23 protein-coding genes and 1 pseudogene are annotated in these 25,746 nt (G+C 60.2%); 13 read left to right on the top strand and 11 right to left on the bottom strand.

The window, feature by feature from the left end:
* Window positions 1-3: 3 nt before the first annotated feature.
* From PH551_RS21955 to PH551_RS21945, 3 genes and pseudogenes are all read right to left on the bottom strand, one after another.
* A pseudogene (locus PH551_RS21955) lies at window positions 4-126 on the bottom strand (aldehyde dehydrogenase family protein); the annotation flags it as partial.
* Between the two features lie 40 nt (window positions 127-166).
* Window positions 167-2,260 carry an ATP-binding protein gene (locus tag PH551_RS21950; RefSeq protein ID WP_285194963.1) on the bottom strand — a complete coding sequence of 698 codons (2,094 nt, stop codon included), beginning with the start codon at window positions 2,258-2,260 and terminating at the stop codon, window positions 167-169.
* The gene (locus tag PH551_RS21945) at window positions 2,257-3,015 is read right to left on the bottom strand and encodes a response regulator (protein WP_483315441.1); all 759 of its coding nucleotides are present in this window, start codon (window positions 3,013-3,015) and stop codon (window positions 2,257-2,259) included. The genes PH551_RS21950 and PH551_RS21945 overlap by 4 nt, the downstream gene beginning before the upstream one ends.
* A 198-nt stretch (window positions 3,016-3,213) precedes the next feature.
* Here PH551_RS21945 and PH551_RS21940 point away from each other — a divergent pair, with 198 nt between their 5' ends.
* From PH551_RS21940 to PH551_RS21905, 9 genes are all read left to right on the top strand, one after another.
* Window positions 3,214-4,233: an ABC transporter substrate-binding protein gene (locus PH551_RS21940; protein ID WP_285194961.1), complete on the top strand. Its 1,020-nt coding sequence runs from the start codon at window positions 3,214-3,216 to the stop codon at window positions 4,231-4,233.
* 120 nt (window positions 4,234-4,353) lie between these two features.
* Window positions 4,354-5,382 (top strand): ABC transporter substrate-binding protein, encoded by a 1,029-nt coding sequence (locus PH551_RS21935; protein WP_285194960.1) that lies wholly within the window; start codon window positions 4,354-4,356, stop codon window positions 5,380-5,382.
* A gap of 68 nt (window positions 5,383-5,450) precedes the next feature.
* Window positions 5,451-7,673 carry an ABC transporter permease gene (locus PH551_RS21930; protein ID WP_285194959.1) on the top strand — a complete coding sequence of 741 codons (2,223 nt, stop codon included), beginning with the start codon at window positions 5,451-5,453 and terminating at the stop codon, window positions 7,671-7,673.
* Window positions 7,670-8,731, top strand: a complete 1,062-nt coding sequence (locus PH551_RS21925; RefSeq protein WP_285194958.1) for an ABC transporter ATP-binding protein — start codon at window positions 7,670-7,672, stop codon at window positions 8,729-8,731. The genes PH551_RS21930 and PH551_RS21925 overlap by 4 nt, the downstream gene beginning before the upstream one ends.
* Window positions 8,732-8,846: 115 nt before the next feature.
* Window positions 8,847-9,488, top strand: coding sequence for an HAD family hydrolase (locus tag PH551_RS21920; RefSeq protein WP_285194957.1), 642 nt, complete (start codon window positions 8,847-8,849; stop codon window positions 9,486-9,488).
* A gap of 94 nt (window positions 9,489-9,582) precedes the next feature.
* Entirely contained in the window at window positions 9,583-10,377 is a 795-nt protein-coding gene (locus PH551_RS21915) for an inositol monophosphatase family protein (protein WP_483315440.1), read from the top strand.
* A gap of 479 nt (window positions 10,378-10,856) precedes the next feature.
* On the top strand, window positions 10,857-11,069 hold the full coding sequence (locus PH551_RS21910) for a hypothetical protein (RefSeq protein ID WP_285194956.1): 213 nt from the start codon (window positions 10,857-10,859) through the stop codon (window positions 11,067-11,069).
* The gene (locus PH551_RS33050) at window positions 11,069-11,650 is read left to right on the top strand and encodes a DUF6894 family protein (protein ID WP_483315439.1); all 582 of its coding nucleotides are present in this window, start codon (window positions 11,069-11,071) and stop codon (window positions 11,648-11,650) included. Before PH551_RS21910 ends, PH551_RS33050 begins: the two co-directional genes overlap by 1 nt.
* Window positions 11,651-11,842: 192 nt before the next feature.
* Complete coding sequence (locus PH551_RS21905) at window positions 11,843-13,270, top strand: aldehyde dehydrogenase family protein (RefSeq protein WP_285194955.1); 1,428 nt, start codon at window positions 11,843-11,845, stop codon at window positions 13,268-13,270.
* On the opposite strand, the gene PH551_RS21900 is transcribed toward PH551_RS21905, so the two are convergent.
* Window positions 13,264-14,193, bottom strand: coding sequence for a LysR family transcriptional regulator (locus PH551_RS21900; protein WP_285194954.1), 930 nt, complete (start codon window positions 14,191-14,193; stop codon window positions 13,264-13,266). The genes PH551_RS21905 and PH551_RS21900 overlap by 7 nt on opposite strands.
* Before the next feature lie 318 nt (window positions 14,194-14,511).
* On the opposite strand from PH551_RS21900, the gene argE reads away from it, so the two are divergent.
* The 3 genes from argE to PH551_RS21885 are packed head-to-tail and all read left to right on the top strand — an operon-like array spanning window position 14,512 to window position 16,952.
* A complete protein-coding gene (gene argE, locus PH551_RS21895; RefSeq protein WP_285194953.1) occupies window positions 14,512-15,636 on the top strand; it encodes an acetylornithine deacetylase in 1,125 nt (374 codons plus the stop codon).
* Window positions 15,637-15,645: 9 nt separating this feature from the next.
* The gene (locus tag PH551_RS21890; RefSeq protein WP_285194952.1) at window positions 15,646-16,569 is read left to right on the top strand and encodes a 2-hydroxyacid dehydrogenase; all 924 of its coding nucleotides are present in this window, start codon (window positions 15,646-15,648) and stop codon (window positions 16,567-16,569) included.
* Window positions 16,570-16,598: 29 nt separating this feature from the next.
* On the top strand, window positions 16,599-16,952 hold the full coding sequence (locus tag PH551_RS21885; protein WP_285194951.1) for a cupin domain-containing protein: 354 nt from the start codon (window positions 16,599-16,601) through the stop codon (window positions 16,950-16,952).
* Between the two features lie 386 nt (window positions 16,953-17,338).
* On the opposite strand, the gene PH551_RS21880 is transcribed toward PH551_RS21885, so the two are convergent.
* The 7 genes from PH551_RS21880 to PH551_RS21850 form a co-directional block, all read right to left on the bottom strand.
* The gene (locus PH551_RS21880; protein WP_285194950.1) at window positions 17,339-17,782 is read right to left on the bottom strand and encodes an Lrp/AsnC family transcriptional regulator; all 444 of its coding nucleotides are present in this window, start codon (window positions 17,780-17,782) and stop codon (window positions 17,339-17,341) included.
* A gap of 19 nt (window positions 17,783-17,801) precedes the next feature.
* Window positions 17,802-18,587 (bottom strand): homoserine kinase, encoded by a 786-nt coding sequence (locus PH551_RS21875; RefSeq protein ID WP_285194949.1) that lies wholly within the window; start codon window positions 18,585-18,587, stop codon window positions 17,802-17,804.
* A 28-nt stretch (window positions 18,588-18,615) separates the two neighbouring features.
* Window positions 18,616-20,013 (bottom strand): aspartate ammonia-lyase, encoded by a 1,398-nt coding sequence (locus PH551_RS21870; RefSeq protein WP_285194948.1) that lies wholly within the window; start codon window positions 20,011-20,013, stop codon window positions 18,616-18,618.
* 11 nt (window positions 20,014-20,024) lie between these two features.
* Window positions 20,025-20,903: a 4-hydroxy-tetrahydrodipicolinate synthase gene (gene dapA, locus PH551_RS21865; RefSeq protein ID WP_285194947.1), complete on the bottom strand. Its 879-nt coding sequence runs from the start codon at window positions 20,901-20,903 to the stop codon at window positions 20,025-20,027.
* 50 nt (window positions 20,904-20,953) lie between these two features.
* A complete protein-coding gene (locus tag PH551_RS21860) occupies window positions 20,954-22,366 on the bottom strand; it encodes an aldehyde dehydrogenase family protein (RefSeq protein ID WP_285194946.1) in 1,413 nt (470 codons plus the stop codon).
* Window positions 22,366-23,427, bottom strand: coding sequence for a homoserine dehydrogenase (locus PH551_RS21855; protein ID WP_285194945.1), 1,062 nt, complete (start codon window positions 23,425-23,427; stop codon window positions 22,366-22,368). The genes PH551_RS21860 and PH551_RS21855 overlap by 1 nt, the downstream gene beginning before the upstream one ends.
* Window positions 23,428-23,669: 242 nt before the next feature.
* Window positions 23,670-24,146 (bottom strand): Lrp/AsnC family transcriptional regulator, encoded by a 477-nt coding sequence (locus PH551_RS21850; protein WP_125846413.1) that lies wholly within the window; start codon window positions 24,144-24,146, stop codon window positions 23,670-23,672.
* A gap of 172 nt (window positions 24,147-24,318) precedes the next feature.
* Here PH551_RS21850 and PH551_RS21845 point away from each other — a divergent pair, with 172 nt between their 5' ends.
* Window positions 24,319-25,719, top strand: a complete 1,401-nt coding sequence (locus tag PH551_RS21845) for an aspartate aminotransferase family protein (RefSeq protein WP_285194944.1) — start codon at window positions 24,319-24,321, stop codon at window positions 25,717-25,719.
* The last annotated feature ends 27 nt before the right edge of the window (window positions 25,720-25,746 follow it).

The raw sequence follows: 25,746 nt of genomic DNA, 5'->3' as shown, positions 1-25,746 counted from the left end.
ATCGAAGACGGCCGCTGACAGCCCATGTTCGGTATCATTGGCAATCCGGATCGCTTCGTCCTCTCCGGAAACGCGAATGATCGGCTTTACCGGGGCGAAGGATTCTTCCGCGCAGACGCGCATTTTGGTGTAATTCCATTCCCGACAAGCTGGCGTAGAACGCAATTCACGCCGGAAACAGCAGTTCCACGACCGTTCCCTTACCCGGCGCCGAGGCAATGCGCGCGTCGCCACCGCTCTGGCGGACGAAGCCATATACCACGGCCAGGCCGAGACCTGCGCCGCCTTCAGCATCGCGGGTTGTGAAGTAGGGCTCGAACGCCTTATCGACCGCTTCGGCCGACATGCCGATACCGTCATCGATCACGCTGACGGTCACGCCGGCCTCGCTACGGGCGCAACGGATAAGGATCGTTCCGCCCGCCGGCATGGCTGCGGCGGCGTTAAGGCAGAGATTGAGGATTGATTGTTCGAAGAGCGCCGTATCGATAAGCACGGTGGGCAGGTCGCCACCTATTTCGAAGGAAAGCTGGCATTTTTCGCCGATCGCGATTTCCAGTACGTCAGCCATGCCGCGCAGCACGGTGCCGATTTCCACCGCGTCCGGATGGATCGGCTGCTGGCTGCCAATCGAAAGCATGCTCCCGGCCAAGGACCTGCCGCGGTCGGCCGCCTTGCGGATGCGAGCGAGGTGCCGCTTCTGCCGGTCGTTGAAGCCGGTCTCTCGTTCCAGCAGGCCGAGGCTGCCAGTGATGATGCCGATCATGTTGCCGACCTCGTGGCTCACCTGGTGGGTCATACGCATGATGCCATCGAGGCGTTGGATTTTTGCGGCCTCCGCCTCCTGCCGGTCCATATCGGTGATATCGCGCGCCAGCAGCACGATGCCGCCGTCGGGTTGGCGCGATAGCGACACTTCCGTCACCTGGCCGGCGTCGGAGCGGTGGCGTAGCACGGACCGGTCGGAGAGCAGGCCGGCGTCGTTCTCGGCCGGCAAGAGTGTCGGATCGATCTCCGGCAGCGGCGTCACGAAACTGCGGAGGGGCAGTTTCCTGGCCGAACCAGTCCAGCCGACCAGCTCGATAACGCGCCGGTTCATGGTGATTGGCCGGCCGCGCGGATCGAATAGCGCGATGCCCTCGTTCATGCTGCGGAAGGTGGAGCGGATGGTGCGCGCGGCCGCCTCCGCCGTGCGCCGCAGCCGCGTCACGCGCTCGACGCTCTCGCGGAACGCACGAAAGGCTTCGAGCAGGCGCACCAGCTCGGTTTCCGTGCCGTCATAGCGCGGCGCATCGACATCCTTGCGCCCTTCCGCCAGTGCGTTCATGCCGTTCGAAAGCGCGACAATGCCGCGTGAGACACGCATGACGGAGCGGATGGACACAATGGCCATTGCCAGGACCAGCAGCGAGGCGACGGCGACGATGACCAGGATGCGGCTCAAGGCGTCGGAAGTCGAGACGAGGTCGTCGCTGAGGCTACGGGCAACAGCCTCGCTTTGCGTTTCCGTCGCATGCGACAGATCGCGCGAGACCGTATGCAGGCGTGAGACGGCGGCGCGAATGGCAAACATTTCTAGGAGATAGCTTGTCTGTGCCTCGAACACCCGTTCGTAAGGCGCAAGCTCGGCGGCGGCTATCCGGATGTCCGGCGCGGCGGGTTCGAGGCGCGGCGCGGTTTCGGAGACGTAGCGCCGGCGCAACTCGCCGAGTTGGAAGAGGCTGTCCGAATTGGAGGCGGATTGCACGACGGCGTTCAGCCGACCGCGGAAGTCGGCATCCGCAATGCCGCTGCCGGTCGCGATCTCGCCGAGAGCTGCCGCAGCCTCCGCCTTGTGCTGCTGGGCGGATTCCGCGTCGCCTGCAAGCGCCGTCGTCTGCGTACGGATCGTTTCCAGCAGCTCGACGATACGGTTGCTCGCAAAACCCTTCACGACGGCCCCGTCGTTTTCAGGTTGCATGGCGCGCAGCAAAGTATCGACCTGCACGACGACCGAGCGGCTTTCGCTGGAGACCCGGTAGGGCGAGGTCGCATTCATCAGGAAGGGCGCGCTGGACACGAGATCGGAAACTTGCCGCGACACCAGCGAGGCCTTGGCAAGACTCGAAAACGCCTGCAGGCCATAGGCGGCCATCTCCTGGCGAGCCCGCTGCAGGCCATAGACGGCGATGGTCGCCAGGCTGAAGACGAGCACACAGATGAAAGCGATGGCGAAGGGCAGGCGAAAGGCGATGGAGGAAAGGAAGGGACGGCTGATCACGATGCGATCCCGCCATCGTCGGTGTCGAGAACATAGCCCTTGCCGCGGCGCGTCTTGATATGGCGCGGCAGGTCGGGATTGCGCTCTATCTTGCGACGCAAACGCAGCACCAGCACGTAGACATTGCGATCGATGTAGCGCTCGCTTTCGGCGCCCAGCCGGTCAAGGATGTGCGCGCGGCTGACGGGGGCGTTCGGCGTTTCGGCGAGGATTTCGAGCAGCGCGAATTCGGCGCTCGTCAGCGACTTGGCAGGATCGGTGCGGCAGGTGGCGCGGCGGCTCTTGAGATCGACCGACCAGTCGCCGAGCTTCAGGGACGTGGGCTCGTGCTCCCGTTCGCTTTCCCGCTCCGGCTTCAGCGAGGGGATGGTCCGGCGCAGCACGGCCTTGATGCGGGCCGTCAATTCGATCGGCTCGAAGGGTTTCACGACATAGTCGTCGGCCGCCGTTTCGAGGCCGAGCACCCGGTCTGCAGCGCTGCCGGCAGCCGTCACCATGACGATGCCGATATTGGTCTGAGCCCGCAGGCGCTGCGCGAAGGTACGTCCGGAGGTACCGGGTAGGTTATGATCGACGAGCACGAGATGCACTGTTTCGCGCGAAAGCACGATCGCCGCTTCCTCCGCCGACGGCGCGGTGAGCGGCGTCCACCCCTCCGCCTCCACGAGGTCGGAGATAAGCTCCGCCATGTCCGGATCGTCCTCGACGATCAGAATGCTGATCCTCTCATTCAACACATGCACGTCCTCCCGCATCCATTATAGGCAGGGCTGTCACGATCTTCAAAGCGGGCTCGTGTTATGCGCTTTGTCACATTTGTAACCTTTGTCATTTTTGAGGGGTACGTCGCGGGCAAAGCTGTAAGAACCGTAACCATTCTTCGATTGCGCAAGGCAGCAGATGTGACATCCTGACCGCGGAGATTGGAGCGCAAGGTCCAATGGGAGGAAATCGTGAGAGGCATCACCGCTTTCAGCGTCGCGGCTTTGTGGCTGGCGAGCACCGGCACCGGCACGGCTGCCCCGTCGCTCACTGTTTTGTGCGGTGTGGACGAGATGTGGTGCGCCGCGATGAAGACGGCCTATGAGGCAAAGAGCGGGCACGAAATCTCGGTAACCCGCAAGAGCACCGGCGATATCCTCAATGAGATCCGCGCGGAAAAAGATGCGCCGACCGTCGATGTCTGGTGGGGCGGCACGGGAGACACCCATCTGCAGGCCGGCTCTGAAAATCTTCTCGAAGCCTACCAGCCGGCCCATGAGCGCGACATGCTGCCCTGGGCGCAGAATTTTTTCGCCATGTCCGGCGGCCGCTCGGCGGGCATCTATGCCGGGGCGCTCGGCTTTGCCTACAATGCCGATCTCTTACGCGAGCTGAAGTTGCCGGCGCCGACTTGCTGGAAGGACCTGACGGATACCGCCTATCGCGGCCGTATCCAGAGCGGCAATCCGAATTCGTCCGGCACCGCCTTCACCACGCTTGCGACACTGGTGCAGCTCTTCGGCGAGGATGAGGCTTTCCGCTATCTCGCCGCGCTCAACCGCAATATCGAGCGGTACACCCCCTCCGGATCTGCACCTATCAAGGCGGCGGCGCGCGGAGAAACGCTCATCGGCATTTCCTTCATGCATGACGCCGTCACGCAGAAGCAGGCGGGCTTTCCGCTTGTGATCGTCGCACCCTGCGAAGGCACTGGCTACGAGATCGGTGCCGTGAGCATCATCAAGGGTGCGCGGAACATCGAGGAAGCAAAGCGCTTCGTCGATTTCGCGCTGAGCCCGGAAGGGCAGGGGACGGGAGCGGCGTCCGGCCAGAACCAGGTGCCATCCAACGCGAAATCCGGCCTGCCGCTCGCAGCCCCTGACATTTCGATGATCAAGATGGTGGACTATGACTTCGCCACCTTCGGCTCGCCGGAAGAACGAAGTCGACTGCTCCGCAGGTTCGATGCGGAAACCGCCGCGACGAACTGATCGAGCCCTTAGACAAACAGCAAATCCGAAATCGTGAACGCGCCGCCGCGGGCAGGCCGAAGGCCCCGCTGTGTCTCGTTCATGGGAATAATCAAACCCAGGCAACAGGAGGATGCCCGCATGAAAATCAACACCCTTTCCCTCATGCTCTTCGCCGGCACGGCGCTCGGGGCGCTGCCGGCGCAGGCAGCCGGCGAACTCAACCTCATCTGCTCGGCCGACGTCGTCATCTGCGAGCAGATGAAGGGCGATTTCGAGAAGGCGCATGGCGACATCAAGGTAAACATGGTGCGTCTCTCGTCCGGCGAGACCTATGCCAAGGTGCGCGCGGAGGCCCGCAACCCGAAGACCGACATCTGGTGGGCCGGCACGGGCGACCCGCATCTACAGGCGGCATCGGAAAATCTGACGCTGGAATACAAGTCGCCGAAGCTCGATGAACTCAACGACTGGGCGAAGAAGCAGGCGGAAAGCTCCGGTTACAAGACGGTCGGCGTCTATGCCGGCGCGCTCGGCTGGGGTTACAATACGGAAATCTTCAAAACCAAGGGCTACAAGGAGCCGGTCTGCTGGGCCGACCTTCTGGCACCGGAATTGAAGGGCGAAATCCAGATCGCCAACCCGAATTCTTCCGGCACCGCCTATACGGCGCTCGCCTCTCTCGTGCAGATCATGGGCGAGGACCAGGCCTTCGACTACCTGAAGAAGCTGAACGGCAACATCTCGCAATATACCAAGTCCGGCTCGGCGCCCGTCAAGGCGGCTGCACGGGGCGAGACGGCACTCGGTATCGTCTTCGTGCATGACGCGGTGGCGCAGACGGCGGAAGGCTTCCCAGTCAAGTCGATCACGCCTTGCGAAGGCACCGGCTATGAGATCGGCTCCATGTCGATCATCAAGGGTGCGCGCAACCTCGACAATGCTAAAATCTGGTACGACTGGGCGCTGACAGCGGATGTCCAATCGCGCATGAAGGATGCAAAATCCTTCCAGCTGCCTTCCAACAAGAGCGCGACCATTCCGAAGGAGGCGCCGCGCTTCGAGGACATCAAGCTGATCGACTATGACTTCAAGACCTATGGCGAACCGGCAAAGCGGAAGGCATTGCTGGAACGCTGGGATCACGAAATCGGCGCCGCCGCCAACTGATGTCCTGACGGGCGGCGCCTGCCTCCACAGGCGCCGCCTTCTTACACTCAAAAATAGCGAGGTCAGCCATGAGACATGGCAATCGCAGGCTGGACGTGGTCCTGCTCCTGGGCGTGGTCGCATTGACCCTGTTGCCCTGGTATCGGATCGAGAACGGCTTCTTCGGGCTCGGTTGGCTGGCCGGCTTCCCCCTTTCCACGGAGGCCGCACCCGGTCTCGTGCAGATCTTCGCGCATGGCCGGCTGTGGCTTGCCGCTGTGCTCGTGCTTGTTCTCCTGGCAGTCGCGGCTCGCGGCATGGCGGACCCGATGCGCCGCGGCGCCGTGCTCGCCTGGACCGGGGCGATCGGCGTTCTCTTCCTCTCGCTCCAGGGCCTCGCCATCGGCTTTTCCGGCTGGAACTGGACGGTGAGCGACACGCTCTTCGGCCCGCTCTCGAACGGTCAGCCCGCTATGGGGGCGGGTGCGGTCCTCTCTTCCATCACGTTCGTGCTGCTCTTCGCCCTCGGCCTTGCCGAGCGCGGCGTGATGAAAGGCGATGCCTTCGTCCTCAGCGCAATCGCGCTGCTGGTCTTCCTCGTCGCCGTCTTCGTCTTCTACCCGATCGGCAGCATGTTCGTCGGTTCGGTGCAGGATTTCGACGGCTCGTTCAATGCGGATAACTTCATCCGCGATATCCAGGATCCAAGCATCTGGAGCGTCAACTGTGTAATTGGCGCCGGCCGCTGCGGCGTCGCCTGGCGCACCCTATGGCTGGCCATCATGACCGGCCTCGGCTCGACCCTGCTCGGCCTTGCCTTCGCGCTCGTCGCCACCCGCACGCGCTTTCCCTTCAAGAAGGGGCTGCGGCTGCTGACGATCCTGCCGATCATTACGCCGCCCTTCGTCATCGGTCTGGCGCTGACGCTGCTCTTCGGCCGCGCCGGTGTCGTCACGCAGGGCCTGTCGCAACTGTTCGGCCTAGAGCCCGGCCGCTGGCTCTACGGCCTCACCGGCATCTGGATCGCGCAGGTGCTGTCCTTCACGCCGATCTCCTTCCTCGTGCTGATCGGCGTCGTCGAAGGCGTCAGCCCGTCGATGGAGGAGGCCTCCACGACGCTGCGCGCCGACCGTTGGCGCACCTTCTGGCGGGTGTCGCTGCCGCTGATGAGGCCCGGCCTCGCCAACGCCTTTCTCATCGGCTTCATCGAAAGCATGGCCGATTTCGGCAACCCGCTGGTGCTCGGCGGCAGCCATGGCGTGCTCTCGACGGAAATCTTCTTCGCCGTCGTCGGTTCGCAGAATGATCCATCACGCGCGGCCGTGCTCGCCATGGTGCTGCTCGCCTTCACGCTCTCCGCCTTCCTCACCCAGCGCGTCTGGCTGTCGGGCAAGAATTTTGCCACCGTCACCGGCAAGGGCGACAGTGGATCGCATATCGCCTTGCCGCGCGGGCTGTCGCTCGGCGTTCACGCCGTCGTCATCCCCTGGATCCTCTTCACCCTCGTCATTTACGGCATGATCCTGATCGGCGGCTTCGTGAAGACCTGGGGCCTCGACAATTCACTGACGCTCGACCACTACGCCAAGGCCTTCTCGATCAGCTTCGAAAACGGGATCGCCTGGACGGGTGTCGCCTGGAACTCGTTTTGGACAACGATGGAGATCGCGTTGATCTCCGCCCCGCTGACCGCCGCCGTCGGTCTGCTGACTGCCTACATCATCGTGCGCCAGAAATTCGCCGGCAAGAATGCCTTCGAGTTCGCCCTGATGATGAGCTTTGCCATCCCCGGGACGGTCATCGGCGTAAGCTACATCATGGCCTTCAACCTGCCGCCGCTGGAGATGACCGGCTCGGCGCTGATCCTGATCGCCTGCTTCGTATTCCGCAACATGCCGGTCGGTGTGCGCGGCGGCATTGCGGCGATGAGCCAGCTCGACAAGAGCTTGGATGAGGCCTCGCTGACACTTCGGGCCAACAGCTTCCGCACAATCCGCAAGGTCATTCTGCCGCTCTTGCGTCCTGCCATCACCGCCGCGCTGGTCTATTCCTTCGTACGCGCCATCACCTCCATCAGCGCCGTCATCTTCCTCGTCAGCGCCGAGTACAACATGGCGACCTCCTACATCGTCGGCCTCGTCGAGAATGGCGAATACGGAGTGGCGATTGCCTATTCCTCCATGCTGATCGTCGTGATGATCACCGTCATCGCCGGCTTCCAGCTCATCGTGGGCGAACGGCGCCTGCGCCGTGAAAACCGCGTCGCTGGCCTCGCCACCTCCGCTTCCTCTCGTCAGGAGAAAATCGCATGATCAACCAGAAAGCCGGTTCCGTCGTCTTCCAGAACGTGCGCAAGACGTTCGGCGCCTTCACCGCCATTGCCGACCTGTCGCTCACCATCGAGCCCGGCACCCTCGTCACCCTGCTTGGCCCTTCCGGCTGCGGCAAGACGACGACGCTGCGCATGCTTGCCGGCCTCGAACATCCTACGGCCGGAAAAATCCTGATCGGCGGCAAGGACGTCACCATGCTGCCGGCCAACGAGCGCGATGTCTCGATGGTCTTCCAGTCCTATGCGCTGTTTCCGCATATGAATGCGCGCGACAATGTCGCCTATGGCCTGGAATCCTCCGGGCTCAGCCGCAGGCAAGCGCGCGAGAAGGCGGAGGAGGGGCTGGCGCTCGTCGGCCTTGCCGGCATGGGTCATCGCCTTCCCGCCGAACTCTCCGGCGGCCAGCAGCAGCGCGTCGCCGTCGCCCGCGCGCTGGTGCTGGAGCCGCAGGTGCTGCTGCTCGATGAGCCGCTCTCAAATCTCGATGCACGCCTGCGCCGCAAGGTGCGCACGGATATCCGCCAACTCCAGCAGCGCCTCGGCTTCACGGCCGTCTATGTTACGCACGATCAGGACGAAGCGCTTGCCGTGTCCGACCGCATCATCGTAATGAAGGATGGCGAAATCGCCCAGTCCGGCGCCCCGCGCGACCTCTATGAAGCGCCGGCTTCCGCCTTCATCGCCGATTTCATGGGGGAAGCGAATGTCATCCCATGTGAGGTGGTCGGCATCGATGGCGACGATGCTGAAATCCGCATTGGTAGCTTCACGCATCGCGTGCCGGCGGGCGCGGCGACGCCGGGCGCGGCAAGGCTTGCCGTTCGACCCGGCGCGATCGCGCTTTCGGAAGGACGTGGGCAGGGACTTGGCGGCCGCATCCTGCACTCGGCCTATCTCGGAGATCATGTCGAATACGAGGTAGAAACCGACATCGGCACGCTCTTCATCGTCGATCATGCCGTCGACCGCATCCTGCCGGTCGCTTCCGACACCACGCTCGGCTTCCGAAGTCGCGGCATTGCTCTTATCAGCGCGTGAGAGCTCTCAGGCGAAGCTGTGAGGCGACCGGCGTTCGATCCCGCTCTACCAAACTGAACCCGCCTTCGGGAATCTCCGCTTCAAATCAATGTCCCACCCGTCTGAAGGAATAGGAATGATTGATATTCTGTCGCTCGAAAATGATTTCGAGGCTGTTATTTTTGATTGCGACGGTACACTCGTTGACACGCCGCCTATTTATGCGGACGCATGGGCGGCCGGCCTTTCACTTTCCGGCAAGCCGATGAACCGGGATTGGTATTTGCTCCAGGCAGGAATGTCCGAAGGCGTTCTCATGGACGCCTTCGAGCGAGATTTCGACGTCGTGCTTGATCGCGAATCCGTCATCACCGCCATGCGATCGCATTTTCTCCAGAATGTGCACAAGGTGCTCGAAGTTGGTGCAGTTGCTGCAACCGTTCGCCGGTTGGCGGGCTTGCTTCCAATGGCCGTTGCATCGGGCGGTTCTCGTGAGATTGTAACGGCGACGCTGGAAGGGACGGGTCTGTGGACGCATTTCGACCACATTGTCACGATCGATGACGTGGCGCATCCAAAGCCGGCGCCAGACCTGTTTTTGCACGCGGCCGGTTTATTGGGAGTAAACCCGGACCGGTGCGTCGTGTTCGAAGATAGCGAACAAGGCCTTGAATCGGCCCGACGGGCGGGTATGAGCGCCATTGACGTGAACTGCATCGATGCCCATGAGCGGCAATGCGGCACGAACAGAGGCGACAGCTTGCAGATCAATGCCTGAAAATTCAGTTGTACGCTCGCTTCGCTAGCCTTCGCCTGCGGCGCCTCGTCTGAAACAGCCAACGACAAGAACCATCACATGGAGTACCAGCATTATGTCGTACGAGACGGAACTTGATACACGCTTCGCCCTCGCCAAAGCCATTGCGCAGGAGGCGGGCGCCATGGCGCTCGATTATTTCACCGGCCGCGAGACGCTGGTGATCGAGACGAAGCGGGATTTGCAGGATGTCGTGTCAATTGCCGACCGCGATGTCGAGACGCTCCTGCGACAGCGCGTGGCAGAAGCCTTTCCTGCAGATGGATTTCTTGGTGAGGAATACGGCTTTCAGCAAGGGCAGTCGGGATTGACATGGGTGGTTGATCCGATCGACGGAACGGCTCCCTTCGTGAATGGCATGCCAACTTGGTGTGTATCGATTGCCGTTCTGCACCGCGGCGTGCCGGTAATCGGCGTGATCCACGCGCCCTGCGATGGCGAACTCTATGCAGCGGCAGCGGGCATGGGAGCGAGCCTGAATGGCAAAACCCTGAGCCTCGACCCATCGCGGACTTTACAGAATGCGATGACCGGCATCGGCTGCAACTCCTATGTCACCCCGGAGAGGGTAGGCGCGATTGTCGCTGCTGTGCTTGACAAGGGCGGGAATTTCATCCGCAACGGTTCCGGTGCCCTGATGCTCGCCTATGTGGCCGCTGGCCGGCTTGTTGGCTATTACGAGCCCCATATGCGTGCCTGGGACTGCATGGCCGGATACTGCCTCGTCAAGGAGGCCGGTGGAACCCATCTAGCCTTCCCGGCTGAAGGCGAAGCTTTGCTGCATGGCCATCCGGTGCTGGCGAGCAATCAGACAGTCTATGCTGATTTGCTGGCAATCCACACCGGCTGACCCCTCAGACATCCCTCAATGCCGATGTTATAAGCCGACATACCCTCCAGGCCAGAATAGTTATGCAGCGCCTAGATGCGCAATGCCTAAGAAACGCGCCACCTATTAATCCCCGCGAAAGCGGGGATTTCTTGCCGCAAGAACGGCAGCTGGAAATATCGTGGTCAACTGCACTTATGCGCATGGGACTGCCACACCTCTGCTATTCCGATCATGCGGCCCCCGTTTTTGTAAAGACCGGGAACTGCGGCGAGGCAATAAGGTTTTTTCAGTGGACGCCGGGTGCCTTTCCACCTAGCGATCCACCTATCCCAGAGTTGGGTCGTGCGGAGGCAGGTTTTCGGTCTGCTCCCAAGCGACGCTCCGCGCGGCCCGACGCCTCGAAGAATTGACGGCGGCCGCAGGCCCAAACGCAAGCCGTGAGACGGGTTGAACCATCGCGCTTGCGCCCTACCCTTCGTAAAGGGGGTGAGGGCGTTATGATCCTGTCCCAGGTATTCCAAACCCAAGGCGTGCTGAATGATGACGAAGTTGCCCTTTGTCAGAGGGTGTTCGATCACGTCACATTGGTGAAGAAGATCACTGCGGACGCGGAGCGCCAGGACCTAGCCTCTCGAATTATTCAGTCATATCAGCACGGCGTGAAGGATGAGGATGGATTGTTGAGGCTGCTCCTTAATCCTAATTGCTGATGTATTCTACCTCGGCGGAAGCTGCAGGTGAATATGTGGTTTGGCGACACACTGCAGGGAATTGTCCCCTGCGAAAGCCTGTCCTGGAAGCCTCCTTCTCAGTCGCCAACGTGCAGGTGATTGCCAGGCACGGGAACGACCGGAGATGGGGAGTGCAGGCCGTTGCCCACCTATTATTTTTACATAAACACGCTGATTACGTCGTGCCCGACTCGGACGGTGAGACATTCCTGGACTTGGGCGCAGCAAGCGAAGAGGCCGGCGAAGCCCTCAGAGAACTGGTTGCCACGGCCATTTTATCCAATCAGAAAGAACTCCCGCAGGCAATCGAGATTCCGGACGTCCACGGTCATCTGGCTGCCGAAGTTCATATGCGGCGATACCCCAGATTACGCATCGAAACCGAGAGAGATAGCGCTGGTAGCCCCCGTCATCAGTCTACTGTCGGATGTCGCGATGATGGGGCAGACCTATGCCGAGCATGGAGTCCGCACCCTAAGACGACCGCGCGTCTTCCGGTTCTCAACGGCCGCAGCCGCGGTGGTAAATACATCTCGTCCAGCACGTCGTGGAAAGGTTGAAGAGCCGCGCATCTGGGTGGCCTGCGCGGCCTTTGAGGAAGGAACTTAACCGCCTTCGCCACGCCGGAAATCCACGTTTGTTAACCTGCTCCTTAAGCAACCATTCACGCCACGTAAATTGTCACCCGTACGTCTTTCCGGGCATCGTTCTCAAGGCAGCTCGGAATGACCGCAATGTTGTGAGGTGAAATTATGCTGAGCGAATGCGAGAACCAGTTCTATTTTGGCGGGAAGTGGCAGAAAGCTATGGATGCAGCCCGACTGCCTGTCGTCAATCCCGCCTCGGAGCAGGTTGTTGGGCATATCGCTGCGGGCGGGGCTAACGACGTCGATCTCGCGGTTGCAGCAGCGCGGCAGGCCTTCGCCGCCTTTTCTCAAACTTCTGTGTCGGAGAGACTTGGTCTGCTCGGCAGGATGCATTCTCTGCTGAAAGAAAGAGCCGATACGTTCGCGGAAGCGCTCGTTCTGGAGATGGGGGCGGCGATCAGCTTCGCGCGGGCTTCTCAGGTTCCGTTTGCCGCCGAGCACATTCGTGTCCAGATGGAGGTTCTCAAGCAGTACCAATTCACGACAGTTGATCGGCGCACCGCAACCGTCAAGGAAGCGATCGGAGTTTGCGCGCTGATCACACCTTGGAACTGGCCACTTTACCAGATCACGGCTAAGGTCGCTCCGGCCATCGCAGCAGGCTGCACCATCGTCCTCAAGCCCAGTGAGCTGTCACCTTATAGCGCTCTGCTCTTTGCCCAACTGATGCATGATGCCGGCACTCCGCCGGGCGTTTTCAATCTGGTCAACGGCACTGGCGAGAGCGTAGGCGCAGCGCTTGCCAGCCATCCGGAAGTCGACATGATCTCGATCACCGGGTCCACACGCGCAGGGGTGCTCGTCGCTCAGGCGGCAGCACCGACTGTGAAGCGGGTGGTGCAGGAACTGGGCGGCAAGTCACCGAACATTTTGCTCGCCGATGCAGATTTCAGAGAGGCGGTAGCAAAGGGCGTATTGGCGGGCATGCGCAACGTCGGCCAGTCGTGCAGCGCCCCGACGCGCATGCTTGTGCCCGCAGATCGGCTCGGTGAGGTCGAGGAATTGGCTAGCGCCACTGCGCGTGCCATCCGCGTCGGCGCGCCGCTTGATCCGGCGACGGAAATGGGCCCCATCGCCAATCGTGCTCAGTTCGAGCGGGTACAGGTCATGATTCAGGCCGGTATCGATGACGGCGCCAAACTGCTGTGCGGCGGGTTGGGTCGGCCGGCCGGCCTTGATAGCGGCTTTTTCACGCAACCGACAATCTTTTCCGAGGTGACGCCCCACATGCGGATTGCTCGTGAAGAAATCTTCGGTCCTGTCCTTTCGATCATGCCCTACAAGGACGAGGAAGAGGCAATCGCGATTGCTAACGACACCATCTATGGATTGGGCGCCCATGTTCAGTCTTCAGACCCGGAGCGGGCACGCCGCGTCGCCACTCGCATTCGTGCCGGTCAGGTCCATATCAACTATCCGGCTTGGGACGGAGCGGCCGCCTTCGGTGGCTACAAACGGTCGGGCAACGGCCGCGAATATGGCGTATACGGGCTTGAAGAGTATCTCGAGACGAAATCGATCCTCGGTTATTGACCAGCCTTCTCCGGAGGATCGGCTCTCCAGGGCAGTGGTTTGAGCGACTGACGAAGCATTGTCAGGAAAGCGGCGGTGCGGGCACTTCGTCCGTGCCGTGATCCGAGGATGGCGACGATATCGGCCGACGGCAGCTTCCAATTGGGAAGTACCTGCCTCAGCCGTCCCTCAGCCAGGTCTTCTGCAACGGCCCATTCGGAGCGCATCATGATGCCTTGACCCGCCAGCGCCCAATGCCGAATAACGGCGCCATCATTGCTCGACATGACCGGGTTGACGCGCACTGTCGCAGTTTCCTGCCGCAATCCCTTGAACCGCCAGAGCGTTACGTCCTCCTCATTTTCGCGAACCACAAGACAGCGATGTTGCGCCAGATCGGCGGGCGTAGAAATGGGCGCAGCCGAAGCGAGGTATTCGGGGCTTGCGCAGAGAATTCGCTTGTTCGGCGCCAGCGTCGTCACCACTTGATCCAGATGCGCGGACGTCCCGATGTGAACAACCACCTCATAACTGTCAACGATCAATGCAGTGGGATGGTCGGACAGTTGCAGGGTAGCGGTGGCACCACGATGCTCTCGAGCAAACGCCTCCACGACCGGGGCCACGTAGATCCTGCCAAAACCGTGAGGTGCTGCGACCCTGAGGTGCCCGCGGACCGCACCCTTGCGATCAGCCAAGGCTTCGGCAAGCGAGTCTATGGCATCGCTGACGATGACGCTGTGAGAAGCGACCAATGAGCCCTCTTCGGTAAGACGCAGGTGGCGTCCGGAGCGGTCGATCAGCCTCACCCCGACTTTCTCTTCAAGCGCGCGAAGGCGCTGGGTCACCGCCGGAGGGGTGACGTTGAGCTTTCTCGCGCTTTCAGCCAGGGATTTGGAGGCTGTGAGGACCGAAAAAAAGGCAAGATCGTCGGACGTGAGCATTAATCTGTACCTGAAGTGAACATTCATGGATGATTAATTGCCATCTTTATGGCTTGGCGACAAGGTGAGATCAGGTTGGTTATCGGATTCAATGAGGCTGGCGACGTTGGTTTATCCGCCTGAAGGGCTGGACTCGGCAGTATTCAGCGGGTGCCAGTTGGAAACTGTATGAGGGAATGCGTCGGCCGATTTGGCTGCTCTTGGACCGGAAGGGATCCTCCCAACGACGACCGCGCGACCGCTGCTCCGAACGGAGCTGTCTTGCGGGCAGAGGTCGCAAGTACCGCGTTTTGCCCTAGACATGATGGAGAACCTGAGGTGAATGCCAAGAACATACTGGAGCAGCTGGTTGGCTTTCCGTCCGTCGTCGGGGCTGCGAACGGCGACATCGTCACATGGGTGAAGACCTATCTCGAAAGTCATGGCGCCACCGTGACTGTCTTGCCGGGGCCGGAAGGGGATAGGGCAAACCTGTTCGCCACGATCGGCCCCAAAGATGAGCCCGGCTATATTCTTTCCGGGCATATGGATGTCGTTTCGGCCTCCGAACGGACTTGGACGTCGGATCCCTTCCGACTGCGGGCTGAGGGAGATCGGCTTTTTGGCAGGGGTGCCTCCGACATGAAGGGGTTTCTCGCCGCCGCGCTTGCCTGCCTTCCCACTATAGCGAAAATGCCATTGAGGCGCCCGATTCACTTCGCCTTTTCGTATGACGAGGAAGCTGGCTGCCGCGGCGTACCGCATATGTTGCAGCAGATCGGGAACCTGTGCGCTCCTCCTTTGGGAGCAATTATCGGTGAACCAAGCAGTATGGTGGCGATCCGCGGCCACAAGGGGAAGGCCGCCGCCCGCATCGAAATCCATGGCACGGCCGGTCATTCGTCGCGCCCTGATAAGGGCCTGAACGCGATCCACGCCATGACTGCGGTGATGAGTGCGACGCTGAAGACCGTTGATGCCCTGCGAGACAGCGGGTTGGATCAGAATTTTGAGCCGCCCTATTCTACGCTGCAGATCGGAACGATCACAGGCGGACGCAGCGTCAACATCATCCCGGATGTCTGCATCATGGAATTGGAAGCCCGCGCCGTGCCTGGCGTGTCGCCAATAGTTCTCCTGGAACAGATCAAGGCAACGGCCGAGGCCTTGGCGAAAGACGGTTTCCGCGTCACGTGGGAAACCAGCAGCACCTATCCCGCGCTTTCGCTTGGTGCGGACACGCCGCTCGCTCGGCTGATGGAGGAGCTGACCTCAGCTCAGACCTTGGCTGCCGTCAGCTACGGCACCGAGGCCGGACTCTATCAGGCAGCCGGCATCGACGCGATCATCTGTGGTCCCGGGGACATCTCCCGCGCCCACCGCGCTGACGAGTTCATCCGCCTGGACGAACTCGCTGCCTGCGAAGAGATGATCCTGCGGCTTGCCAAGACGCTGCAACAGTAGGAGAGCTTCATGGTTTTCTGGTTCAACTCAGATCGAGAAAGAGGCCGCGTCTTCGCCGAGGCTTTTGCACGCGACCTTCCCGAGCTGCCCTTCGTGATGGATATTTCGGAGCGCGATCCGGACGAAATCCGGTACATTCTCACGTGGACTGCGCCGCCCGATCTCCATCGTTTCAGGAACTTGAAGGTTGTCTTCTCGATCGGGGCCGGCGTCGATCAATTCAAGCCAGAGACCCTTCCGCCAAACGTCATGCTCGTCCGCATGGTCGAGGATGGTATCGTGCGGATGATGCAAGAATATGTCACGCTCGCCGTGCTCGCCCTGCACCGCAAGTTGAAGGCCTATGTCGAACAGCAGGCCGACGCCGCCTGGCTTCCGCTTCCTGTGCGGCAAGCTGGTGATCAGCGGATCGGTATCCTTGGCCTTGGCATGCTCGCCCAGGCCGTTATTGAGCGACTGAAACCGTTCGGCTTTCCACTTGCCGCGTGGAGCCGCTCAAAACGACAAGTGGATAGCCTTGATTGCTATCACGGCCCGGACGGGCTCATGCCGTTCCTTGCGCGCACCGATATCCTGATCTGTCTCCTGCCGCTGACCCAGGAGACGCAAGGACTACTCGACGCCGGGGTCTTCGCGACCCTTCCAGCGGGCGCGGCGCTCGTCCACGTGGGGCGCGGTGCGCAACTCGATCATGACGCGCTGATTGCGGCTCTCGATGACGGACATCTGTCGGGTGCGGTCATCGATGTCACTGAACCTGAGCCCTTGCCCCCAGAACATCGTTTCTGGAGGCATCCGAAGATCATCCTGACGCCGCACATCGCAAGCGTCACGCAAGCAGAGACGGCGGCCGGCGCCGTCATCGACAACATCAAACGGCTTCGCGACGGTCTCGACCCGATCGGGCTCATAGACCGTGAGCGCGGTTATTGAAGCTGCAACCAGGAGAGCAAGGAGAAAAAATGTCCCTCCTCAAGACCATAGTACCCAACAGCACGGAAAAACCGCGTGAGTCAAAGCCCGGGCCGGAACGCCTGATCTCCGGCAATCCTTCTTTCAAGAGCTGGCCCCAGGACGTTGCGCGAGACGACATGATTCACACCGGCGTCTGGGAGGCGACACCGGGCCTGACGCGCTCCGTCAAGGGAGAGACATTCGAATTCTGCCACATCCTTCAAGGCGTCGTGGAAATCACCCCGGATGGCGGTGAACCGGTGACCTACAAAGCAGGCGATAGTTTCGTGATGAAACCGGGATTCATCGGCACCTGGCGCACCGTGGAGACGGTCCGCAAGATCTACGTCACTGTCAACTAACCAGCGCCGCCTCGGGTATGCGAGCGTAGCGACCGACCTGCCTGGACAACAACGAGCGGTAAAACGGCGGAGAAGTTACTCTCCGCCGTGTGAGGGCGACGACACGAACTCAGGAGCCAAAGACGCCGGCTTCAATTCCTGATCCACAAGGAAAAGTCCGCTTGACGATGTCAAGCCGTGCGCCGTCTAGCTAGGAGCGTCTTCATTCGAACTTCACCAAGTAAGCAACAGCTCGGATGGGCCTTCCCGCCGGACCGATCACAATGCGCTCGCATAGAGCGGATGGCGGGCTATTTTGCTGATGTTCGTCAAGGAGCGGCATGGTCCGCCAATCGAGTTCCTACCGGCGGTCGGACACCTGCCCGCGCTTACCCAGTCACGCGTGATTATCTCCGGATTACCGAGGAGAGGGCGAACGCAGTTAGTGTATCGCGCACGCCGGGCATCTCGGCAATCAACTGCCAAATCTGGCGGATGCGGTCGGCCTCGGGGGACTCGACCCGCACGAGGAGATCGAAATCACCGGTCATAACGTCGCAAGCAACGACTTCTGGGATCTTCCGCAGCGCCTGAATGACTTCGCCGCCCCGCATGCGATCGTGCCGATAGACGAAAATCAATGCGGTTGTGACGTTTTGGCTATTTCCTCCATCGCCGGTGACGATTGTATATCCCTTGATGAAGCCTTCTCGTTCGAGACGTTCGATTCGCACCCTCACGGCGTTGCGAGAAAGGTTTACCTTCGCCGACAACTCCGCATGCGAGATCCGGGCATTGGCCTTCAATTCGACAAGTATCTGTTCGTCAGTTCGATCGAGAAGATATTTCATGGATATTGAGCCGGGCCGCTTAGCCTAGAATGTCGGGAGTTACGGACCGATAAGCTAACACGGCGATTTCCGGTAGTAATGTTCTTTCCTGCTTGCTCGCAAATCGCTTTGACGTCGAGGCCATTATGAACCCTGGCAGCGCCGTCCTTTCCGCATCGGTCAGGCCGCGGACTCCCTGATAACCCTGCAGCAGCGCTCGCGCCCGCTCTTTGTTCAGCTCTCCGCTGATTTCGCCCGCCCAACCGACAAGCGCATCAGCAAGCTCCGACACGAGGGCGTCCTCGTGCCGAAGCCTGAAGTTGATGACTCCGCTGACTTCCTCTCCGAGGAAAAAGACGTTCTCCAGGACCAATGCGCCATGAATTGCGCCAGTGGGAAGATCCGTCGCTTTGCTCTTCGCTTTTCGTTCCAGGACGGTGTGCATTTCAGCCATGACACGGCCCAGGCTGAGACATTTTGCCGGGTTTGCAAATGTGGGTGAGGCGCCGGGTACGAAGCTGACGATGGCAACCAATCGATCGGCGGCCCGAGACGTGGCGTGGCCGTCGACAGTGCGGAGCGGCTTCGGGCAGGGGACGCCATGTCGATAAAGCGCCTCCATGGTTTCGAAGGCCCTTTCCAGATCTGAAGGTTGGGCTCCGTTCTCAAAAAGCGTGACGATGAATTCGCCTTCTGTAGTCCGAAACAGATAGGTCGTTTCGGAGTCGCCGTCTGCAATGCCAATCACCGACAGAAGCGACGTAAAGCCATAGGCGGCCGCAATGAGTTGGCGATCTTCGTCAGAAAGCTCGGTAAAAACAGCCATTTCTTACCCTTATGCGGCCGATGAACCATTAGGAATTTGCGAAGGCTGCGCTACCTTCAAAGATCTCTTCCACTTGACTGGAGGCTAGGATCCCTTCTTCTTCAACGACCTGCCGCAGCCCCCGCTTTTCGGCCAGCGCCTTGTTGGAAAGCTGCGCCGCCTTATTGTAGCCGATAAGCATCGCCAACGGCGTTGCAAGGACAAGAGACTGGTCGAGGAGGTCCTTGCAACGGTCGACGTCAACCTCAATGCCAGCGACGCACCGCTGCTTGAAAATTTCCATGCCCCGCGTCAACATCCGCATGGACTGAAGGATGTTGAGGATGATCACCGGTTCCATCGCATTGAGTTGCAACTGCCCCGCGCTTGCCGCCAAGGTGACAGTGAGATCATTTCCGATAACCTGAAATGCGATTTGGTTCATCATTTCCGGAATGACGGCGTTGACTTTGCCGGGCATGATCGAGGAGCCAGCCTGGACGGGCGGAAGTCGGATTTCCCCCAGGCCGCCCCTAGGGCCACTGCTCAGGAGCCGCAGATCGTTGCAGACCTTTGTCAGCTTCACAGCAATTCGCTTGAGGACACTGGAGATGGAAACGAAACCACCGGTGTCTGAGGTGGCCTCAATCAGATTTCGAGCTCGGATGAGCTGGATACCAGAAATCTGTGTGAGGTGGATGCACGCCGCGGCTGGAAAGCCGCGGGGGACGTTGATCGATGTTCCAATTGCAGATCCGCCGAGATTAACCTCTTTCAACAACCTGGAGGCGGACTGGAGCTGGTTGATGTCTTCGTCGATCAGCTCGGCGAACGCATCAAATTCCTGCCCGACTGTCATTGGGACGGCGTCCTGCAACTGAGTGCGGCCGACCTTCAACGCAGTCGCATACTCACGTGCCTTGGCGCGGAATGCGTCGCGCAGCCCGACCTGGGACTCGATCAGCCCTTCGCAAGCACGAAGAATGGTCAGACGCAGTGCGGTCGGATAGACATCGTTTGTCGATTGGGAGAGGTTCACGTCATCATTCGGATGAAGCTTGTCATAGTCGCCCACATTCGCACCGAGCTTCAAGAGCGCCAGGTTCGCAACAACCTCATTGACGTTCATGTTGGTGGACGTTCCGGCGCCACCCTGCATCATATCGACAGGGAAGTTCTCATCAACGCATTTCAGCTCGATGAGCTCATCGCAAGCCTCTGAGATCGCCGACGCTTTCTCCGCTGACAGCAGGCCAAGCTCGGCGTTTGCATACGCCGCCGCTTTCTTGACCATAGCCATAGACTGAATGAGTTCTGGGAAGTCCTTCAGGCGAAGGCCTGAAACGGTGAAGTTAAGCTCGGCTCGACGCGTATGGACACCGTAGAGAACGTCACCGGGGACAGGGAGGGGGCCGATCAAATCGGTCTCTATTCGTTCAATTCCCATTCACCACTCCCCTAGTCCAGAATTCCGGCGTGGCCCATGGCATAAGTAATAACCTCTTTAACAGGATGGCTCACCTCCACGAGAGGAAGGCGCAGGTCACCGCGGATCTTCGAGAGGTGCGCTAGCGCGAACTTCACCCCAGCCGGGCTGGTCTCGAGGAATAGCGCGTGATGCAGGGGCATCAGTCGATCCTGAAGAGCCAGTGCCGCTGCGAAGTCGCCTTTCTGGCATGCCCGCTGGAAGTCTGCACACAGCCGGGGAGCAACGTTCGCGGTCACGGAAATGCAACCGTGGCCGCCATGGGCCATGTAACCCAGCGCTGTGCCGTCTTCGCCGGTCAGAAGATTGAACTCATTGCCGCAGGCCATACGCTCCAGCGACGGTCGCAGGAGATTGCCCGTCGCATCTTTGACACCCTTGACGTTCGGACAATCCCTGAAAATTTGGGCAAGCGTTGCGACTTCAATGTCGATTACACTCCGACCCGGGATGTTGTAGACAATGATCGGAACCGTAGCTTCAGCGTCGATGGCCTTGAAGTGCTGATAGATTCCCTCTTGGGTGGGTTTATTGTAGTAGGGCGCAACGATCAGCAAACCGTCCGCGCCGGCCTCCTGTGCGTGCCGCACGAAGCCGATCGCTTCCTCGGTGCTGTTGGAGCCGGCGCCGGCAATGACCGGAACCCGACCATTCGCTGCCGCGATCGCGAGTTCCACGACTCGCTTATGTTCGGCATGGCTGAGGGTCGGGCTTTCCCCCGTTGTTCCACAGGGGACAAGCCCTGACGTGCCTTCGGCGATCTGCCATTCAATGAGGTTGCGGAGGGCAATCTCATCGACTTCCCCATCGGCAAAAGGGGTGACAAGGGCAGTGATGGATCCTTTGAACATCTTGACTTCCAATGACGACGATGGGTTCAAACTGGCGCCGGCGTCGGCGATCAGTGCTGCAGTGACGTGATGCAGACGACCTTCGGCTGGGTCATGTCCTCATAAGCAAAGCGCACGCCTTCGCGTCCCATGCTGCCATATTTGAATCCGCCAAACGGCATTGCGTCGAACCGATAGTCGGACGACTGGTTGATCATGACGCCGCCGGCATCGATCCGCTTGGCGGCCTCGAGGGCATTGGCAAGATCGTTGGTAAAGATTCCGGCATGGAGGCTGTATTCCAGCTTGTTGGCCAGCTCTATTGCCTCTTCAAGTTCATCGAACGGCTGCAGCATGACCACCGGGGCGAAGACTTCCTCGTTCAGTACGTCGCACGTGGCCGGCACATTTTCCAGGACGGTCGGGGGATAGAGTGTGCCGGCCGGCTTGTGACCGCAGAGCAGCGTCGCGCCGGCAGCGATTGCTCGTTCCACCAAGGCGGCGGCGCGGTTCACCGCGCTTTCGGAGATCATGGGGCCCATATCGGTCTCAGAATTCATCGGATCGCCGGTCTTCATCCGGACGGTTCGGGCCACGAACTCGGTCTTGAATCGTTCATAGACCGAGCGCTGAACCAGAATCCGCTGCGTTCCGATGCAATTCTGGCCAGCCGCCCAGAAGGCGCCTGACACGCAATCTTCCACGGCGGCCTGAACATCGCTATTTTCCATCACGATAACCGGCGCATTGCCACCGAGATCCATTGCGAGCTTCTTGATGCCCGCAGATCTTGCAATGGCCTCGCCCGTGACGAATCCCCCTGTAAAGGAGATCATGCGAACGTCTTTGGCCGAAACAAGTGCCTTGCCCAGGTCGGCGCCGCCGACAGCGACCGTGATGATCTCCTCCGGCAAGCCGCTTTCGATCAGGACCTCCACCAGCTTGATCGCCGATAGAGGCGTAAGCTCCGATGGCTTCAGCAGTACCGCGTTTGCGCCGGCGATGGCAGGGCCAAGCTTGTGCGCCACGAGATTGAGCGGGTCGTTGTAGGGCGTGATTGCCGCGATGATTCCTAGCGGCTCCCGGGTGTACCAGCCCTGACGCGATTCAGAGCCTGCATAGGCATCAAACGGAATGACTTCGCCAGCATTGCGCTTGGCTTCTTCGGCGGAGAGTTTCAGTGTGTTGACACAACGTGTCGCCTCCTTGCGGGCCTGGGCAATCGTCTTCCCCGCCTCCCGTACGATCAGGAGCGCGAACTCCTCCTTGCGTTCTTCGACGGTGGCTGCGGCCCTTTCGAGAATAGCAGAGCGCTGGTGGCGGGGGAGCGACCGGGCAATCTGCGCGCCGCGCCTGGCGCGTTCGAGCAACAGGTCCACAGCCTCGGCACTGGTCTCTCCGATGGCGCCGACAAAACTGCCGTCGAACGGATTAGTGACGATGATCTCGTTGGAAGAGGCGGGTTTCAAGGCGAGACCGGGCATCACGCTGCCTCCTTGGCGAAATTTGCCGACTGCGCATTATGTATAGCCACGATGTCGGACAGCAGTGCGTAGGCGGTTTCTATTCGACCGGCGCCCGGGCCGCTCACGGTGACGGGACCGAGAAGCTCTGTGTTCAACGATACTGCGTTGGTAGCGCCGTTGACGCCGGCGAGCGGATGTTCGAGGGCAAGCTGTTTGGGCGCGACACTGCCGGTTATCGTCCCGTCGGCATTGCGAACTGCTGACCCGACCAGTTTCCAACGGCTTTTGGCCTTGGCAGCTGCTTGTATGTCGGAGGGAGAAAGCTTGGAGATACCGTTGCAGGAGACATCCTCCGGCTTGAGATTTGCTCCCAGCAGCTCATTTGCCAGGATCACGACTTTCAGGCGAACGTCTAAACCTTCGACGTCAGCGGTCGGATCGGCTTCGGCATAGCCCAGCGCCTGCGCTTCCGTGATAGCGCTGGCGAAGTCGAGACCCTCCTCCATGCGGCCGAGGACGAAGTTCGATGTGCCGTTGAGGATTCCTTCGAACCCTTTGATCTCGGCACCAGCGAGGGTCTTCTCTGCCATCCTTATGACGGGCGTGCCGCTCATGACGGAGCCCTCATACTCGAAATGAACGCTGTTCGCCTCGGCAAGGGCCTTCAGTTCCCGAGCAGCGATTGCAACAGGTCCTTTGTTCGTAGTGACGACGTGCTTGCCCGAGTTCAAAGCCCAACGGCAGTGCGAAACCGCCGGCTCGCCGTCGGCCGGATTCGTATATGTCGCCTCCACAATGATGTCGGCAGGCGCCGTCTTGATGATGGCTTCGTTGTCAGCCTCGGCGCTGCCGCCGGAGAGCCGAGCGAACCCGCCCTTCGCGAAATTCGCCTCCACGAGGGTCTTGGCATCCAGGCCGTTGGGCGAAATGACGGAGCCCAGATTGAGATCGGTGACCGCAACGATGTTCAGGCGGAAACCAAGGTCCCGTTCCCAAAGCGGGCCCTTTGTCGCGATGAGCTCGGTCAAGGCACGGTTGACGCCGCCAAATCCGATTAGGGCAATATTGTAGATCTTCATGTGGTTTCCTCCGATGAAGCGATTTGTGCGCATACGATGCGATGCAAATCGCTCAGTCGGAACGGCACAAACAGACCAATCTGCCGTACATTTTGCTCATGATGCTGACCGCTTGCCGCTTCCGTCCGGCCCGCACTCGGGCGGACAACTGGTCGGGCGAGAAGCCCACTCGCCCATGCAATCCGTCGATGTATCAATCTTTGCGCAAAGTCGACGCGTCTGAGCGTCCGTCGGCGGAAACCTCAGGAGAAGTGATCAAAGTCGATCGGAACTGAAAAGCCTGTCTTGACCCGGTCCATGACCACCATTGTCTTGAACCCCTTGATGTCGGGATTTTCATAGAAGAACTTGCGGGTGAAAACCTCATAGTCCTCCATGCTCTCGGCAGTGACAATCAGGACGAAATCCGCATCTCCTGTTACATAGTAGCCGTTCATCACTTCTGGCGTCTGCCGAATCGATTGCTTGAACCGGTCGACGATGTCGGCTCTTTCGCGCTCCAGCGTGACCAGTACCAGCATTGCGATTGGCCGGCCGACAGATTTGGGTTTCACAACCGCAACCTCCGCCTCAATCACTCCGGCCTCACGCAGCCGCTTCAGGCGGCGCTGCACCGCAGTGGCCGAAAGACCAACCATCGCGCCGAGCTCCTCGCTGCTGTGCCTGTTATGAACCTGCACGATACTGAGAAGACGCGCATCTAGGCGATCGAGCTGCATGGGAAACTCCGCAGGTTTTCCTCGTTTCATACCCATAAAAAGCAGGAATTCCTCGCCAAGGCAACACTTACGCCGGAATTCATCGTCTCAATACTTCTACGCTTCACGGACAAGACAGAGGCGGCAGAAACGTTCAGCCCGACGATGACCTCGCTGCATGAGGAATTGAGAAATGACCAACATTGTTGAAATAGCTGACATGGACCGCAGGACCGTTCTGCATCCGTTCACATACCTTAAGAATTACGCCGCCGGAGAGACCGATCCTACCATCGTCGAGACTGGAAAAGGCGTTCGTATCCGCGACGCATCCGGCCGGGAATACCTGGACGGGTTTGCGGGCCTCTATTGCGTGAATGTCGGCTACGGTCGCACCGAAGTCGCCGAAGCGATCGCCCGGCAGGCCTACAAGCTCGCCTATTACCATTCCTACGCCGCCCACACGACCGAGGAACTCGCGCGACTTTCGGATCGACTGGTGCGGATGGCGCCAGGCAACATGTCCAAGGTCTTCTACGGACTGTCCGGTTCGGACGCGAACGAGACGCAGGCGAAGATCGTCTGGTATTACAACAATCTTCGCGGGAAAGCGCAAAAGAAGAAGATCATCTCGCGTGAGCGTGGCTATCATGGATGTTCCGTGGTTTCCGGTTCCATGACAGGCTTGAGCTTTTACCACGATCATATGGACCTACCGGTTTCGGGGATTCTGCGTACCGGCGTCCCGCATTTCTATCGCGGTGCGATGCCTGGCGAGACCGAAGAAGCCTTTTCACAGCGTCGCGCTGATGAACTGGAAGGGCTCATTCTCGCCGAAGGACAGGACACTGTCGGCGCCTTGATAGCGGAGCCGGTCCTTGGAACGGGAGGCATCACACCGCCGCCGGCAGGATACTGGCCGAAAATCCAAGCTGTGCTGAAGAAGTACGACGTGCTGCTGATTGCCGACGAGGTGGTGTGCGGGTTTGGCCGCACCGGTGCAATGTTCGGTTCGGATCTATACGGTATGGATCCCGATCTGATCACCGTCGCCAAGGGCTTGACATCAGCCTATGTGCCGCTGTCGGCGGCCATCGTTTCGCAGAAAGTCTACGAGGTGATGGAGCAGGCGACGCCGCGTGTGGGCTCCTTCTCACACGGTTACACCTATTCCGGTCATCCGATCGGCGCCGCGGCGGCGAACGCAGTGCTTGATATCGTCGAGCGCGAAAATCTTGCCGGACAGTCCGCGACGAAAGGCGCTTATCTTTTGCAACGGTTGAAAGCAGAGTTCGAGCAGAACCCGATCGTCGGGGAAGTTCGTGGTGTCGGCATGCTTGCCGCCATCGAGTTCGTTTCCGATCGCGGTAGCCGGGCTTCGTTCGATCCAGGCCTGAAGGTCGGCGCGCGCATCTCCCAAGCCGCCCGAAATCGCAACCTCATTGCGCGCGCAATGCCGCATGGAGACATTCTGGGCTTTGCACCGCCGCTTGTGATGACGGAAGCGGAAATCGACGAAATGGTTGCGATCGCAAGGGCTGCCGTTGACGAGGTGCTGCGGGAGCTGGACTCCCAAGGACTGGTGGCGGGATAACGGATGGGCAATCGTCTGAGGCTTTGC

It is taken from the genome of Rhizobium atlanticum (assembly GCF_030182485.1).
GTDB lineage: Bacteria > Pseudomonadota > Alphaproteobacteria > Rhizobiales > Rhizobiaceae > Rhizobium.
This window is presented reverse-complemented; position numbering and strand designations above follow the sequence as displayed.

Bases quoted from the DNA above. Each gene is read 5' to 3' on its own strand.
- PH551_RS21905 (WP_285194955.1), top strand. From the start codon at position 11,843: ATGCTGAGCGAATGCGAGAACCAGTTCTATTTTGGCGGGAAGTGGCAG.
- dapA (WP_285194947.1), bottom strand. From the start codon at position 20,903: ATGTTCAAAGGATCCATCACTGCCCTTGTCACCCCTTTTGCCGATGGG.
- PH551_RS21920 (WP_285194957.1), top strand. From the start codon at position 8,847: ATGATTGATATTCTGTCGCTCGAAAATGATTTCGAGGCTGTTATTTTT.
- PH551_RS21885 (WP_285194951.1), top strand. From the start codon at position 16,599: ATGTCCCTCCTCAAGACCATAGTACCCAACAGCACGGAAAAACCGCGT.
- PH551_RS21875 (WP_285194949.1), bottom strand. From the start codon at position 18,587: ATGGCTGTTTTTACCGAGCTTTCTGACGAAGATCGCCAACTCATTGCG.
- PH551_RS21855 (WP_285194945.1), bottom strand. From the start codon at position 23,427: ATGAAGATCTACAATATTGCCCTAATCGGATTTGGCGGCGTCAACCGT.
- PH551_RS21880 (WP_285194950.1), bottom strand. From the start codon at position 17,782: ATGAAATATCTTCTCGATCGAACTGACGAACAGATACTTGTCGAATTG.
- PH551_RS21925 (WP_285194958.1), top strand. From the start codon at position 7,670: ATGATCAACCAGAAAGCCGGTTCCGTCGTCTTCCAGAACGTGCGCAAG.
- PH551_RS21945 (WP_483315441.1), bottom strand. From the start codon at position 3,015: ATGCGGGAGGACGTGCATGTGTTGAATGAGAGGATCAGCATTCTGATC.
- PH551_RS33050 (WP_483315439.1), top strand. From the start codon at position 11,069: ATGTATTCTACCTCGGCGGAAGCTGCAGGTGAATATGTGGTTTGGCGA.
- PH551_RS21870 (WP_285194948.1), bottom strand. From the start codon at position 20,013: ATGGGAATTGAACGAATAGAGACCGATTTGATCGGCCCCCTCCCTGTC.
- PH551_RS21900 (WP_285194954.1), bottom strand. From the start codon at position 14,193: ATGCTCACGTCCGACGATCTTGCCTTTTTTTCGGTCCTCACAGCCTCC.
- PH551_RS21845 (WP_285194944.1), top strand. From the start codon at position 24,319: ATGACCAACATTGTTGAAATAGCTGACATGGACCGCAGGACCGTTCTG.
- PH551_RS21935 (WP_285194960.1), top strand. From the start codon at position 4,354: ATGAAAATCAACACCCTTTCCCTCATGCTCTTCGCCGGCACGGCGCTC.
- PH551_RS21915 (WP_483315440.1), top strand. From the start codon at position 9,583: ATGTCGTACGAGACGGAACTTGATACACGCTTCGCCCTCGCCAAAGCC.
- PH551_RS21860 (WP_285194946.1), bottom strand. From the start codon at position 22,366: ATGCCCGGTCTCGCCTTGAAACCCGCCTCTTCCAACGAGATCATCGTC.
- PH551_RS21850 (WP_125846413.1), bottom strand. From the start codon at position 24,146: ATGCAGCTCGATCGCCTAGATGCGCGTCTTCTCAGTATCGTGCAGGTT.
- PH551_RS21890 (WP_285194952.1), top strand. From the start codon at position 15,646: ATGGTTTTCTGGTTCAACTCAGATCGAGAAAGAGGCCGCGTCTTCGCC.
- PH551_RS21910 (WP_285194956.1), top strand. From the start codon at position 10,857: ATGATCCTGTCCCAGGTATTCCAAACCCAAGGCGTGCTGAATGATGAC.
- PH551_RS21930 (WP_285194959.1), top strand. From the start codon at position 5,451: ATGAGACATGGCAATCGCAGGCTGGACGTGGTCCTGCTCCTGGGCGTG.